22 protein-coding genes are annotated in these 12,279 nt (G+C 55.3%); all 22 read left to right on the top strand.

Going from position 1 to position 12,279, the window contains the following annotated elements; translation table 11 throughout:
- The first annotated feature begins 3 nt into the window (after nucleotides 1-3).
- The 22 genes from fusA to rpmD all read left to right on the top strand — a co-directional run bounded on the left by fusA (nucleotide 4) and on the right by rpmD (nucleotide 12,279).
- Nucleotides 4-2,109: an elongation factor G gene (gene fusA / locus AC1M7R_RS08300; RefSeq protein WP_072399291.1), complete on the top strand. Its 2,106-nt coding sequence runs from the start codon at nucleotides 4-6 to the stop codon at nucleotides 2,107-2,109.
- A 31-nt stretch (nucleotides 2,110-2,140) separates the two neighbouring features.
- Nucleotides 2,141-3,334 (top strand): elongation factor Tu, encoded by a 1,194-nt coding sequence (gene tuf / locus AC1M7R_RS08295; RefSeq protein WP_076406111.1) that lies wholly within the window; start codon nucleotides 2,141-2,143, stop codon nucleotides 3,332-3,334.
- A gap of 156 nt (nucleotides 3,335-3,490) precedes the next feature.
- Entirely contained in the window at nucleotides 3,491-3,802 is a 312-nt protein-coding gene (rpsJ, locus tag AC1M7R_RS08290; RefSeq protein WP_003186070.1) for a 30S ribosomal protein S10, read from the top strand.
- A gap of 80 nt (nucleotides 3,803-3,882) precedes the next feature.
- Complete coding sequence (rplC, locus tag AC1M7R_RS08285; RefSeq protein WP_053151955.1) at nucleotides 3,883-4,518, top strand: 50S ribosomal protein L3; 636 nt, start codon at nucleotides 3,883-3,885, stop codon at nucleotides 4,516-4,518.
- Nucleotides 4,519-4,530: 12 nt separating this feature from the next.
- A complete protein-coding gene (rplD, locus tag AC1M7R_RS08280) occupies nucleotides 4,531-5,133 on the top strand; it encodes a 50S ribosomal protein L4 (protein ID WP_003186057.1) in 603 nt (200 codons plus the stop codon).
- Complete coding sequence (rplW, locus tag AC1M7R_RS08275) at nucleotides 5,130-5,429, top strand: 50S ribosomal protein L23 (RefSeq protein WP_002555488.1); 300 nt, start codon at nucleotides 5,130-5,132, stop codon at nucleotides 5,427-5,429. The genes rplD and rplW overlap by 4 nt, the downstream gene beginning before the upstream one ends.
- A 14-nt stretch (nucleotides 5,430-5,443) precedes the next feature.
- A complete protein-coding gene (rplB, locus tag AC1M7R_RS08270; protein WP_053151953.1) occupies nucleotides 5,444-6,268 on the top strand; it encodes a 50S ribosomal protein L2 in 825 nt (274 codons plus the stop codon).
- A 16-nt stretch (nucleotides 6,269-6,284) separates the two neighbouring features.
- Nucleotides 6,285-6,560, top strand: coding sequence for a 30S ribosomal protein S19 (gene rpsS / locus AC1M7R_RS08265; protein WP_002555486.1), 276 nt, complete (start codon nucleotides 6,285-6,287; stop codon nucleotides 6,558-6,560).
- A gap of 11 nt (nucleotides 6,561-6,571) precedes the next feature.
- Nucleotides 6,572-6,904 carry a 50S ribosomal protein L22 gene (gene rplV / locus AC1M7R_RS08260; protein WP_003103908.1) on the top strand — a complete coding sequence of 111 codons (333 nt, stop codon included), beginning with the start codon at nucleotides 6,572-6,574 and terminating at the stop codon, nucleotides 6,902-6,904.
- 13 nt (nucleotides 6,905-6,917) lie between these two features.
- On the top strand, nucleotides 6,918-7,604 hold the full coding sequence (rpsC, locus tag AC1M7R_RS08255) for a 30S ribosomal protein S3 (RefSeq protein WP_024778328.1): 687 nt from the start codon (nucleotides 6,918-6,920) through the stop codon (nucleotides 7,602-7,604).
- Between the two features lie 12 nt (nucleotides 7,605-7,616).
- Nucleotides 7,617-8,030, top strand: coding sequence for a 50S ribosomal protein L16 (rplP, locus tag AC1M7R_RS08250; RefSeq protein WP_003186052.1), 414 nt, complete (start codon nucleotides 7,617-7,619; stop codon nucleotides 8,028-8,030).
- A complete protein-coding gene (gene rpmC / locus AC1M7R_RS08245; protein ID WP_002555481.1) occupies nucleotides 8,030-8,221 on the top strand; it encodes a 50S ribosomal protein L29 in 192 nt (63 codons plus the stop codon). The genes rplP and rpmC overlap by 1 nt, the downstream gene beginning before the upstream one ends.
- Nucleotides 8,222-8,223: 2 nt before the next feature.
- Nucleotides 8,224-8,490 (top strand): 30S ribosomal protein S17, encoded by a 267-nt coding sequence (gene rpsQ / locus AC1M7R_RS08240; protein ID WP_003194644.1) that lies wholly within the window; start codon nucleotides 8,224-8,226, stop codon nucleotides 8,488-8,490.
- Nucleotides 8,491-8,513: 23 nt separating this feature from the next.
- Nucleotides 8,514-8,882 (top strand): 50S ribosomal protein L14, encoded by a 369-nt coding sequence (gene rplN / locus AC1M7R_RS08235; protein ID WP_024778329.1) that lies wholly within the window; start codon nucleotides 8,514-8,516, stop codon nucleotides 8,880-8,882.
- Nucleotides 8,883-8,893: 11 nt separating this feature from the next.
- Complete coding sequence (gene rplX / locus AC1M7R_RS08230; protein ID WP_003186046.1) at nucleotides 8,894-9,208, top strand: 50S ribosomal protein L24; 315 nt, start codon at nucleotides 8,894-8,896, stop codon at nucleotides 9,206-9,208.
- Between the two features lie 20 nt (nucleotides 9,209-9,228).
- Nucleotides 9,229-9,768 (top strand): 50S ribosomal protein L5, encoded by a 540-nt coding sequence (rplE, locus tag AC1M7R_RS08225; RefSeq protein WP_024778330.1) that lies wholly within the window; start codon nucleotides 9,229-9,231, stop codon nucleotides 9,766-9,768.
- A 13-nt stretch (nucleotides 9,769-9,781) separates the two neighbouring features.
- The gene (gene rpsN / locus AC1M7R_RS08220; protein WP_072395485.1) at nucleotides 9,782-10,087 is read left to right on the top strand and encodes a 30S ribosomal protein S14; all 306 of its coding nucleotides are present in this window, start codon (nucleotides 9,782-9,784) and stop codon (nucleotides 10,085-10,087) included.
- Nucleotides 10,088-10,296: 209 nt separating this feature from the next.
- Entirely contained in the window at nucleotides 10,297-10,689 is a 393-nt protein-coding gene (gene rpsH, locus AC1M7R_RS08215) for a 30S ribosomal protein S8 (RefSeq protein WP_011063773.1), read from the top strand.
- A 12-nt stretch (nucleotides 10,690-10,701) separates the two neighbouring features.
- Entirely contained in the window at nucleotides 10,702-11,235 is a 534-nt protein-coding gene (gene rplF / locus AC1M7R_RS08210) for a 50S ribosomal protein L6 (protein WP_072395487.1), read from the top strand.
- A gap of 10 nt (nucleotides 11,236-11,245) precedes the next feature.
- Nucleotides 11,246-11,596 (top strand): 50S ribosomal protein L18, encoded by a 351-nt coding sequence (gene rplR, locus AC1M7R_RS08205; RefSeq protein ID WP_003186037.1) that lies wholly within the window; start codon nucleotides 11,246-11,248, stop codon nucleotides 11,594-11,596.
- A gap of 3 nt (nucleotides 11,597-11,599) precedes the next feature.
- A complete protein-coding gene (gene rpsE, locus AC1M7R_RS08200; protein WP_003186035.1) occupies nucleotides 11,600-12,100 on the top strand; it encodes a 30S ribosomal protein S5 in 501 nt (166 codons plus the stop codon).
- Nucleotides 12,101-12,102: 2 nt separating this feature from the next.
- Nucleotides 12,103-12,279 carry a 50S ribosomal protein L30 gene (gene rpmD, locus AC1M7R_RS08195; protein ID WP_003176408.1) on the top strand — a complete coding sequence of 59 codons (177 nt, stop codon included), beginning with the start codon at nucleotides 12,103-12,105 and terminating at the stop codon, nucleotides 12,277-12,279.

The raw sequence follows: 12,279 nt of genomic DNA, 5'->3' as shown, positions 1-12,279 counted from the left end.
TTTATGGCTCGTACTACACCGATTAATCGCTACCGTAACATCGGTATCGTTGCTCACGTGGATGCTGGTAAGACCACCACCACCGAGCGCGTCCTTTTTTACACTGGCAAAAGTCACAAAATGGGCGAGGTGCATGATGGCGCCGCGACCACAGACTGGATGGTGCAGGAGCAGGAGCGTGGTATTACCATTACTTCTGCTGCTATCACCGCCTTCTGGAAAGGTTCTGAGAAGCAGTACCCGCACGAGCATCGCTTCAACGTTATCGATACCCCGGGCCACGTAGACTTCACCATTGAGGTTGAGCGTTCCCTGCGTGTGCTCGACGGCGCGGTAGTTGTGTTCTGTGGTACCTCGGGTGTTGAGCCCCAGTCGGAAACCGTATGGCGTCAGGCCAACAAGTACGGTGTTCCGCGTCTTGTTTATGTAAACAAGATGGACCGTGCTGGTGCCAACTTCCTGCGTGTGATCGGTCAGATCAAGCAGCGCTTGGGTCACACTCCGGTGCCGATCCAGCTGGCTATCGGTTCCGAAGACAACTTCCAGGGTCAGATCGATCTGATCAACATGCAAGCGGTCTACTGGAACGATTCCGACAAGGGCATGGTCCCTGTTCGCAAGGAAATTCCTGCTGAACTGTTGGAAGAAGCCGAGCAATGGCGCAGCAACATGGTTGAGGCTGCGGCCGAAGCCAGCGAAGAGCTGATGAACAAGTATCTCGAAGGCGAAGAGCTCACCAACGAGGAAATCAAGGCCGCTCTGCGTCAGCGTACTATCGCTGGTGAGATCGTTCTGGCTGTTTGCGGTTCTTCCTTCAAGAACAAGGGCGTTCCCCTGGTTCTTGACGCCGTTATCGACTTCCTGCCTGCTCCAACCGACATTCCTGCTATCAAGGGTTCCAACCCGGATAACGAGGAAGAGGAAATGGAGCGTCACGCAAGTGACGACGAGCCGTTCGCGGCTCTGGCGTTCAAGATCGCTACCGACCCATTCGTGGGTACCTTGACCTTTGTTCGAGTCTACTCGGGCGTGTTGGCCTCCGGCGACGGCGTGATCAACTCGGTAAAAGGCAAGAAAGAGCGCGTGGGTCGTATGGTGCAGATGCACGCAAACGCCCGTGAAGAGATCAAGGAAGTACGCGCTGGCGACATCGCGGCCTTGATTGGCATGAAGGATGTCACCACTGGTGAAACTTTGTGCAACGCTGAGAAGCCGATCATCCTGGTTCGCATGGACTTCCCGGAGCCGGTTATTTCGGTTGCCGTTGAGCCTAAGACCAAGGACGACCAGGAAAAAATGGGTATCGCTCTGGGCAAGCTTGCTCAGGAAGACCCGTCTTTCCGCGTCAAGACTGATGAAGAGACTGGTCAGACGATCATCTCCGGCATGGGCGAGTTGCACCTGGACATCCTGGTTGACCGGATGCGCCGTGAGTTCAACGTCGAAGCCAACATCGGTAAGCCTCAGGTTTCCTATCGTGAGCGCATCACGAAGAGCTGTGAAATCGAAGGCAAGTTCGTTCGCCAGTCCGGCGGTCGTGGCCAGTTCGGTCACTGCTGGATCCGTTTTGCACCGGCTGACGAAGGTCAGGAAGGTCTGCAATTCCTGAACGAAGTCGTAGGTGGTGTGGTTCCTAAGGAATACATCCCGGCGATCCAGAAAGGTATCGAAGAGCAGATGAAGAACGGCGTTGTCGCCGGCTATCCGCTGATCGGCCTGAAGGCAACTGTGTTCGATGGTTCTTACCATGACGTCGACTCCAACGAGATGGCGTTTAAGGTGGCTGCCTCCATGGCAACCAAGCAGCTGGCCCAGAAGGGTGGTGGTGAGTTGCTTGAGCCGATCATGGCGGTGGAAGTCGTTACGCCTGAAGACTACATGGGTGATGTCATGGGCGACCTTAACCGTCGTCGTGGCATGATTCTGGGTATGGAAGATACGGTTTCCGGCAAAGTGATTCGCGCTGAGGTTCCGTTGGGTGAAATGTTCGGTTACGCAACCGACGTTCGTTCCATGTCTCAGGGTCGCGCAAGCTACTCTATGGAATTCAAAAAATACAACACAGCTCCGTCGCATATCGTCGAGACTGTTACCAAAAAGCAAGGCTGATTCAGCCCCTTTAAGCTAGGAGTTAATTGTCGTGGCTAAAGAAAAATTTGAACGGAACAAACCGCACGTCAACGTTGGCACCATCGGTCACGTTGACCACGGTAAAACCACGCTGACCGCTGCTCTGACTCGTGTCTGCTCCGAAGTCTTCGGCTCGGCCAAGGTTGATTTCGACAAGATCGACAGCGCCCCTGAAGAGAAAGCTCGCGGTATCACCATCAACACCGCTCACGTTGAATACGATTCGGCCGTGCGTCACTACGCACACGTTGACTGCCCAGGTCACGCCGACTACGTAAAAAACATGATCACTGGTGCTGCACAGATGGACGGCGCGATCCTGGTTTGCTCGGCCGCTGATGGTCCGATGCCGCAAACCCGTGAGCACATCCTGCTGTCCCGTCAGGTAGGCGTTCCGTACATCGTTGTCTTCCTGAACAAGGCTGACATGGTTGACGACGCTGAGCTGCTGGAACTGGTTGAGATGGAAGTGCGCGACCTGCTGAGCACTTACGACTTCCCAGGTGATGACACCCCGATCATCGTTGGTTCCGCGCTGATGGCCCTGAATGGCCAAGACGACAACGAAATGGGCACCACTGCTGTCAAGAAGCTGGTGGAAACTCTGGACAGCTACATCCCAGAGCCAGAGCGTGCTATCGACAAGCCGTTCCTGATGCCGATCGAAGACGTATTCTCGATCTCCGGTCGTGGTACCGTTGTGACTGGTCGTGTTGAGCGTGGCATCGTCCGTATCCAGGAAGAAGTCGAGATCGTCGGCCTGCGCGACACTCAGAAAACTACCTGCACCGGCGTTGAAATGTTCCGCAAGCTGCTGGACGAAGGTCGTGCTGGCGAGAACTGCGGCGTGCTGCTGCGTGGTACCAAGCGTGACGACGTAGAGCGTGGTCAGGTTCTGGTCAAGCCAGGCACCGTCAAGGCTCACACCAAGTTCACCGCAGAAGTTTACGTTCTGAGCAAGGAAGAAGGCGGTCGTCACACTCCGTTCTTCAAAGGCTACCGTCCACAGTTCTACTTCCGTACAACTGACGTGACTGGTAACTGCGAGCTGCCAGAAGGCGTTGAAATGGTAATGCCAGGTGACAACATCCAGATGACTGTCACCCTGATCAAGCCGATCGCGATGGAAGATGGTCTGCGTTTCGCTATCCGTGAAGGCGGTCGTACCGTCGGCGCTGGCGTCGTAGCCAAAGTCATCGAATAAGACTCTTATCAGAGTCCGCTTGATGAGTGAAGAAGCCCCCGCCTAGCGGGGGCTTCTTTATTGAGTTGACACCTACCAGGGGCGTCTATAGAATTGCGCCTCCTTTTAACGGGCGTATTGCGCCCGGTGGGAATAGCAGCCGGAGTCTGAAATCCAATGCAAAATCAGCAAATCCGTATCAGGTTGAAGGCTTTTGACCATCGCCTGATCGACCAATCCACCCAGGAAATCGTGGAAACCGCGAAACGTACTGGTGCTCAAGTGCGTGGTCCAATTCCACTGCCTACCCGTAAAGAGCGGTTCACCGTTCTGGTCTCCCCGCACGTCAACAAAGACGCGCGTGACCAGTACGAGATCCGTACTCATAAGCGCGTTCTGGACATCGTCCAGCCAACGGATAAAACCGTTGATGCACTTATGAAGCTCGATCTTGCGGCCGGTGTGGAAGTGCAGATCAGCCTCGGCTAAGACTCGGTCTTGGTCGTGTAACGCTCTGAAATGGGCGGCCATAGCGGGTGAAAGCCCCGTACACTCATGAGGTTTACAACATGACTATTGGTGTAGTCGGTCGTAAATGCGGTATGACCCGTATTTTCACCGAAGAAGGTGTCTCCATTCCGGTCACGGTCATTGAGATCGAGCCGAATCGCGTCACCCAGTTCAAAACTGAAGAGACCGATGGCTATCGTGCAGTGCAAGTCACTGTCGGCGAGCGTCGTGCTTCGCGTGTAACAGCAGCTCAGGCTGGCCACTTCGCCAAGGCGAACGTTGCCGCTGGTCGTACCGTAATGGAATTCCGCCTTGAAGAAGGCGAGTACCAGGCCGGCGATCTGATCAAGGCCGAAATCTTCGCCGCAGGCCAACTGGTTGATGTAACCGGTCAGTCCAAGGGTAAAGGCTTCCAGGGTACGATCAAGCGTTGGAACTTCCGCGGGCAAGATAACACCCACGGTAACTCCGTATCCCACCGCGTCCCAGGCTCTATCGGCCAGTGCCAGACTCCTGGTCGTGTATTCAAGGGCAAGAAAATGTCCGGTCATATGGGCGCTGAGCGCGTGACCGTGCAGTCCCTGGAAGTAGTGCGCGTGGACGCTGAACGCAATCTGTTGTTGGTCAAGGGCGCTGTTCCTGGCGCTACTGGCGGCAACGTGGTTGTACGTCCAGCAGCCAAGGCTCGCGGTTAAGGGGAAGCTGACATGCAATTAAATGTAAATGACGCTCAAGCGATCGAAGTTTCCGAACTGACATTTGGCGGCGAATTCAACGAGACGCTGGTTCACCAAGCAGTCGTGGCCTACATGGCTGGCGGCCGTCAAGGTAGCAAGCAGCAAAAGACCCGTTCCGACGTTTCCGGTGGCGGCAAGCGCCCATGGCGTCAGAAAGGTACTGGCCGTGCTCGTGCCGGTACTATCCGTAGCCCAATCTGGCGTGGCGGCGGTACCACTTTTGCAGCTCGTCCTCAGGATCACTCCCAAAAGCTGAACAAGAAGATGTATCGCGCAGCAATGCGTTCCATCCTTGCTGAGCTGGTGCGTACTGATCGTCTGGTCGTGGTTCAGGACTTCGCTGTCGAAGCACCGAAAACCAAAGATCTGCTGAACAAGCTCAATGGCATGGGTCTGACTGATGTCCTGATCGTGTCCGATGCTGTTGATCAGAACCTGTACCTGGCTGCTCGCAACCTGCCACACGTCGATGTTCGTGACGTGCAGGGTTCCGATCCGGTCAGTCTGATCGCATACGACAAGGTGTTGATCACCGTGTCGGCCGTGAAGAAATTCGAGGAGCTGCTGGGATGAACCAGGAACGCGTATTTAAAGTTCTGCTTGGCCCGCACGTTTCCGAGAAGGCTACGGTTCTGGCAGACAAGAAAGGCCAGTTCGTTTTCAAGGTTGCTACCGACGCAACCAAGCTGGAAATCAAGAAGGCCGTCGAAAGCCTGTTCAGCGTGAAAGTAGAGCGCGTGACTACCCTGAATGTTCTGGGTAAGAGCAAGCGCACTGCTCGCGGTCTGGGCAAGCGCAATGACTGGAAGAAGGCAGTTATCTCCCTTCAGCCAGGCCAAGATCTCGATTTCAGCAGCAGTGCTGAGTAAGGAAGGGGTGCATCATGGCAATCGTTAAATGCAAACCGACTTCCCCTGGCCGCCGTTTTGTGGTCAAGGTGGTCAACCAGGAGCTGCATAAAGGCGCTCCTCACGCACCGCTGCTCGAGAAAAAATCGAAGTCTGGTGGTCGTAACAACAATGGCCGTATTACCACTCGTCACGTTGGTGGTGGTCATAAGCAGCATTATCGTCTGGTCGACTTCCGTCGCAACGACAAGGATGGCATCGCTGCCACCGTCGAGCGTATCGAATACGATCCAAACCGTACTGCTCACATCGCCCTGCTGCTGTACGCAGATGGCGAGCGTCGCTACATCATCGCCCCTAAAGGCGTGAGCGCTGGCGACCAGCTGATCTCTGGTGCTCTCGCACCGATCAAGCCGGGCAACGCTCTGCAACTGCGTAACATCCCAGTGGGTAGCACCGTACACGGCATCGAACTGAAGCCAGGTAAAGGCGCGCAGATCGCTCGTTCCGCTGGCGCCTCGGCTCAGCTGATCGCTCGTGAAGGTGTGTACGTTACCCTGCGTCTGCGCTCCGGTGAGATGCGTAAAGTACTGGCTGAGTGCCGTGCGACCCTGGGTGAAGTCTCGAACTCCGAGCACAGCCTGCGTTCGTTGGGTAAAGCTGGTGCCAAGCGCTGGCGTGGCGTTCGCCCAACCGTTCGTGGTGTTGCCATGAACCCGGTTGACCACCCACATGGTGGTGGTGAAGGTCGTACCTCTGGTGGTCGTCATCCGGTATCGCCATGGGGCTTCCCGACTAAGGGCGCGAAGACTCGTGGTAATAAGCGTACCGACAAAATGATCGTCCGTCGTCGCAAGTAAATAGAGGGATACGACAGTGCCACGTTCTCTGAAAAAAGGTCCTTTTATTGATCTTCACCTACTGAAGAAGATCGAAGTGGCGGCGGAAAAGAACGATCGCAAACCAGTTAAGACCTGGTCGCGTCGTTCGATGATCCTGCCACAGATGGTCGGTCTGACCATCGCTGTACACAACGGTCGCCAGCACGTCCCAGTTCTCGTGAACGAAGACATGGTCGGCCACAAACTGGGCGAGTTCGCCGGTACCCGCACATACCGTGGGCACGTGGCTGACAAGAAAGCCAAGCGTTAAGGGGTAAGGAAATGGAAGTAGCCGCTAAGTTGTCGGGCGCTCGAATCTCCGCCCAGAAAGCCCGCTTGGTCGCCGACCAGATCCGCGGGAAGAAGGTGGGCGAAGCGCTCAACCTGTTGGCTTTCAGCAGTAAGAAAGCCGCCGAGATCATGAAAAAAGTGCTGGAGTCGGCCGTAGCCAACGCCGAGCATAACGAAGGCGCAGACGTTGATGATCTGAAGGTCAGCACCGTTTTCGTTAACGAAGGGCGTTCGCTGAAGCGCATCATGCCACGTGCCAAAGGCCGTGCTGATCGCATCGTCAAGCGGTCTTGCCATATCACTGTCAAGGTTGCTGACAAGTAACGGAGTCGAAGAGATGGGTCAGAAAGTACATCCCATTGGCATTCGCCTGGGAATCGTCAAGGAGCACACCTCCGTCTGGTACGCAGACGGTCGGACTTATGCGGACTACTTGTTCGCTGATCTGAAGGTGCGTGAGTATCTCCAAGACAAACTAAAAAGCGCGTCCGTAAGCCGTATCGATATCCATCGTCCGGCTCAGACAGCACGTATCACCATCCACACCGCTCGCCCAGGTATCGTTATCGGGAAGAAAGGTGAAGATGTTGAGAAACTGCGTCAGGACCTGACCAAGCAAATGGGTGTGCCTGTGCACATCAATATCGAAGAGATCCGCAAGCCGGAGCTCGACGGTATGCTGGTTGCGCAGAGCGTAGCTCAGCAGCTGGAGCGTCGCGTAATGTTCCGTCGCGCTATGAAGCGTGCTGTACAGAACGCCATTCGCATTGGTGCCAAAGGCATCAAAATCCAAGTGAGCGGTCGTCTCGGCGGTGCTGAAATCGCACGTACTGAATGGTATCGCGAAGGTCGTGTGCCACTGCACACCCTGCGTGCCGACATCGACTATGCCAACTACGAAGCTCACACCACCTACGGTGTGATCGGTGTAAAGGTTTGGATCTTCAAAGGCGAAGTAATTGGTGGTCGCCAAGAAGAGCTGAAGCCACAAGCACCAGCGCCTCGTAAAAAAGCTGCTAAGTAAGGGGTACGCCAAATGTTGCAACCAAAGCGTACGAAGTTCCGCAAGCAGATGACCGGTCACAACCGTGGCCTGGCATTGCGCGGTAGCAAAGTCAGCTTCGGCGAGTTCGCGCTGAAGTCTGTTGCTCGTGGTCGTCTCACCGCTCGTCAGATCGAGTCAGCACGTCGTGCTCTGACCCGTCACGTAAAACGTGGCGGCAAGATCTGGATCCGTGTGTTCCCGGACAAGCCTGTCACCAAGAAGCCTCTCGAAGTGCGGATGGGTAAAGGTAAGGGTAACGTGGAATACTGGGTTGCCCAGATTCAGCCAGGCAAAGTCCTGTATGAAATCGAGGGTGTTTCTGAAGAGCTGGCGCGTGAGGCTTTCGCCCTGGCTGCTGCAAAGCTGCCGCTCGCCACCTCCTTTGTTAAACGGACGGTGATGTGATGAAAGCGAATGAACTTCGTGAAAAATCCGCACAGCAGCTGAACGAGCAACTGCTCGGCCTGCTGCGCGACCAGTTCAATCTGCGTATGCAGAAGGCAACTGGCCAGTTGGGGCAGTCTCATCTGCTCTCGCAAGTTAAGCGTGACATCGCTCGCGTGAAAACTGTGCTCAACCAGCAGGCAGGTAAGTAATCATGGCAGAAGCCGAAAAAACTGTCCGTACGCTGACTGGCCGTGTTGTCAGCGACAAGATGGACAAAACCATCACCGTTCTGATCGAGCGTCGCGTAAAGCACCCGATCTACGGTAAATACGTTAAGCGTTCGACTAAGCTGCACGCGCACGACGAAACCAATCAGTGCCACATCGGCGACAAGGTCACTATTCGTGAAACCCGTCCGATGGCCAAGACCAAATCTTGGGCGCTGGTTGATGTTCTCGAACGCGCTGTGGAAGTCTAAGGGCTAGGGGTCGGAGAAATTATATGATTCAGACTCAATCCATGCTTGATGTGGCCGATAACAGCGGCGCTCGCCGCGTTATGTGCATCAAGGTGCTGGGTGGCTCCCATCGTCGTTACGCTGCAATTGGCGACATCATCAAGGTTACCGTCAAGGAAGCAATTCCTCGCGGTAAGGTGAAGAAAGGCCAAGTGATGACTGCTGTTGTAGTCCGCACTCGCCATGGTGTTCGTCGTGCAGACGGCTCCATCATCCGCTTTGATGGCAACGCTGCTGTTCTGTTGAACAACAAGCAAGAGCCAATCGGCACCCGTATCTTTGGGCCAGTGACCCGTGAACTTCGTACTGAGAAGTTCATGAAGATCGTCTCGCTCGCCCCAGAAGTGCTGTAAGGAGATCCGACATGCAAAAGATTCGTCGTGACGACGAGATCATCGTGATCGCCGGCAAAGACAAGGGCAAGCGCGGTAAGGTGCTTAAGGTTCTCGCTGACAACCGTCTGGTTGTTGGTGGTCTGAACCTGGTCAAGCGTCATACCAAGCCTAACCCGATGTCGGGCGTACAGGGCGGTATCGTCGAGAAAGAAGCGCCACTGCACGCTTCCAACGTCGCCATTTTCAACGGCGAAACCAACAAGGCTGACCGCGTTGGTTTCAAAGTAGAAGACGGCAAAAAAATTCGTGTCTTCAAGTCGACCCAAAAAGCGGTTGATGCTTGAACACTGCTAGGTAGAAGACCATGGCACGACTGAAAGAGATTTACCGGAAGGAAATCGCACCGAAGCTTAAGGAAGAACTTAAGCTGGCGAACGTGATGGAAGTTCCGCGCATTACCAAGATCACCCTGAACATGGGTCTGGGCGAAGCGATCGGCGACAAAAAAGTCATCGAGCACGCGGTAGCTGACCTGGAGAAGATCACCGGCCAGAAAGTCGTTGTGACTCACGCTCGCAAATCCATCGCTGGCTTCAAAGTCCGTGAAGGTTGGCCGATCGGTGTCAAAGTGACCCTGCGTCGCGATCGTATGTATGAGTTCCTGGATCGTCTGCTGTCGATCTCCCTGCCTCGGGTTCGCGACTTCCGCGGCCTGAATGCCAAGTCCTTCGACGGTCGTGGCAACTACAGCATGGGCGTGAAAGAGCAGATCATTTTCCCGGAAATCGATTACGACAAGATCGATGCTCTGCGCGGTCTGGACATTACCCTGACCACCACTGCCAAATCGGATGACGAAGGTCGCGCTCTGCTGCGTGCTTTCAAATTCCCGTTCCGCAACTGATTGGAGTAGGAAAATGGCCAAGAAGAGCATGAAGAACCGTGAGCTGAAGCGTCAGCTCACCGTTGCCAAGTACGCCGCCAAGCGTGCAGCGCTTAAAGCTATCATCGTTGATCTGAACGCAAGTCCAGAAGCACGCTGGGAAGCTACCGTAGCACTGCAGAAGCAGCCACGTGACGCGAGCGCCTCGCGCATGCGTAACCGCTGCCGCCTGACTGGTCGTCCGCATGGCGTGTACCGCAAGTTCGGCCTGGGCCGTAACATGCTGCGTCAAGCTGCAATGCGTGGTGACGTTCCAGGTCTGGTCAAAGCCAGCTGGTAAGCACTGTCAAAGTCTCGGTGGTCAGGGTCTCAGGATCCTGACCGCCGGTGGCCTTGAAGCCGAATCAAGCCCCTTTTGGGGCTTGATTCATTTCTGGGGTGTGTCTAGAATGACCGGCTCGCCTGAGCCCGTGTTTTTCATGCCCGGAGTTTCTCGGCGACACGTAGTAGCCGTAAGGCTAATTTTTTTGCATTAGGAGCGTCTAGCCCATGAGTATGCAGGACCCGTTAGCGGACATGCTAACTCGAATCCGTAATGCCCAGATGGCTGAAAAGTCCGTCGTAAGCATGCCGTCTTCCACGTTGAAGGTGGCTGTAGCAAAAGTCCTGAAGGACGAAGGTTACATCGCGGGTTATCAGATCAGCAGCGAAATCAAGCCTCTGCTGTCCATCGAGCTGAAATACTTCGAAGGCCGTCCGGTCATCGAGGAAGTGAAGCGCGTTAGCCGTCCAGGCCTGCGTCAGTACAAGTCCGTCGAGGAGTTGCCGAAAGTTCGCGGCGGTCTGGGCGTGTCTATCGTCTCCACCAACAAGGGTGTGATGACTGATCGTGCTGCGCGCGCTGCCGGTGTCGGCGGCGAAGTTCTTTGCACTGTGTTCTAAGGGGGGATAAGCATGTCTCGCGTCGCTAAGAACCCCGTTAAGCTGCCAGCCGGTGTCGAAGTCAAATTCGCAGGCCAACAGCTTTCGGTGAAGGGTGCCAAGGGCACTCTTGAACTGAACATCCATTCGTCCGTTGAGATCGTTCAGGAAGCCGGTGAGCTGCGTTTTGCTGCTCGCAATGGCGACCAACAGACTCGCGCAATGGCTGGTACCACTCGTGCGTTGGTAAACAACATGGTCCAAGGCGTAAGCCAAGGCTTCGAGCGCAAGCTCCAGCTGGTCGGTGTTGGTTACAAAGCGCAAGCAAAAGGCTCGGTTCTGAACCTGGCTCTTGGCTTCTCGCACCCAGTGGATTACGAACTGCCGGAAGGCATCACCGCTGAGACTCCTAGCCAGACCGATATCCTGATCAAGGGCATCGACAAGCAGCTGGTAGGTCAAGTGGCCGCCGAGATCCGCGACTTCCGTCCACCAGAGCCGTACAAAGGCAAAGGTGTGCGCTACGCGGACGAAGTCGTCCGTCGTAAAGAAGCCAAGAAGAAGTAGGGCATAGCAAATGACCGACAAAAAAGTTACTCGACTGCGTCGCGCTCGCAAAGCACGCCTGAAAATGCACGAACTCGAAGTCGTGCGTCTCTGCGTGTTCCGCTCTTCGCAGCACATCTACGCCCAGGTCATTTCGGCCGACGGCAACAAAGTCCTGGCAAGTGCCTCGACTTTGGATAAAGAACTGCGTGATGGTGCTACCGGCAACATCGACGCGGCCACTAAGGTTGGCCAGCTGGTCGCTACGCGTGCTAAAGCCGCTGGCGTCTCGCAGGTGGCTTTCGACCGCTCTGGCTTCAAGTACCACGGCCGCGTCAAGGCGCTGGCTGATGCTGCTCGTGAAGCTGGGCTGGAGTTCTAAGTTATGTCCAATAACGACCAAAAGCGCGACGAAGGCTACATCGAGAAGCTGGTTCAAGTTAACCGCGTAGCCAAAACCGTAAAAGGCGGCCGTATCTTCACTTTCACCGCGTTGACCGTGGTAGGTGATGGCAAGGGCCGTGTTGGCTTCGGCCGTGGCAAGTCGCGTGAAGTGCCTGCTGCGATCCAGAAGGCAATGGAAGCTGCTCGCCGCAACATGATCCAGGTTGATCTGAACGGCACCACTCTGCAGTACGCAATGAAGTCTGCCCATGGCGCTTCGAAGGTGTACATGCAGCCTGCTTCTGAAGGTACCGGTATCATCGCCGGCGGCGCCATGCGTGCTGTCCTCGAGGTTGCTGGCGTTCAGAACGTTCTGGCCAAGTGCTATGGCTCGACTAACCCTGTAAACGTGGTTCACGCCACTTTCAAGGGCTTGAAGGCTATGCAGTCTCCTGAATCCATTGCCGCCAAGCGTGGCAAAAGCGTCAAGGAGATCTTCTGATCATGGCTACCGTAAAAGTTACGCTGATCAAAAGCATGACCGGCCGCATCCCTAACCACAAACTGTGCGTTAAGGGTCTGGGTCTGCGTCGCATCGGTCACACTGTAGAAGTCCAGGATACTCCCGAGAATCGCGGGATGATCAACAAGGCTTACTACATGCTGCGTGTCGAGGGTTAA

The sequence above is a fragment of the Pseudomonas sp. MS01C9 genome (genome assembly GCF_058202755.1).
This window is presented reverse-complemented; position numbering and strand designations above follow the sequence as displayed.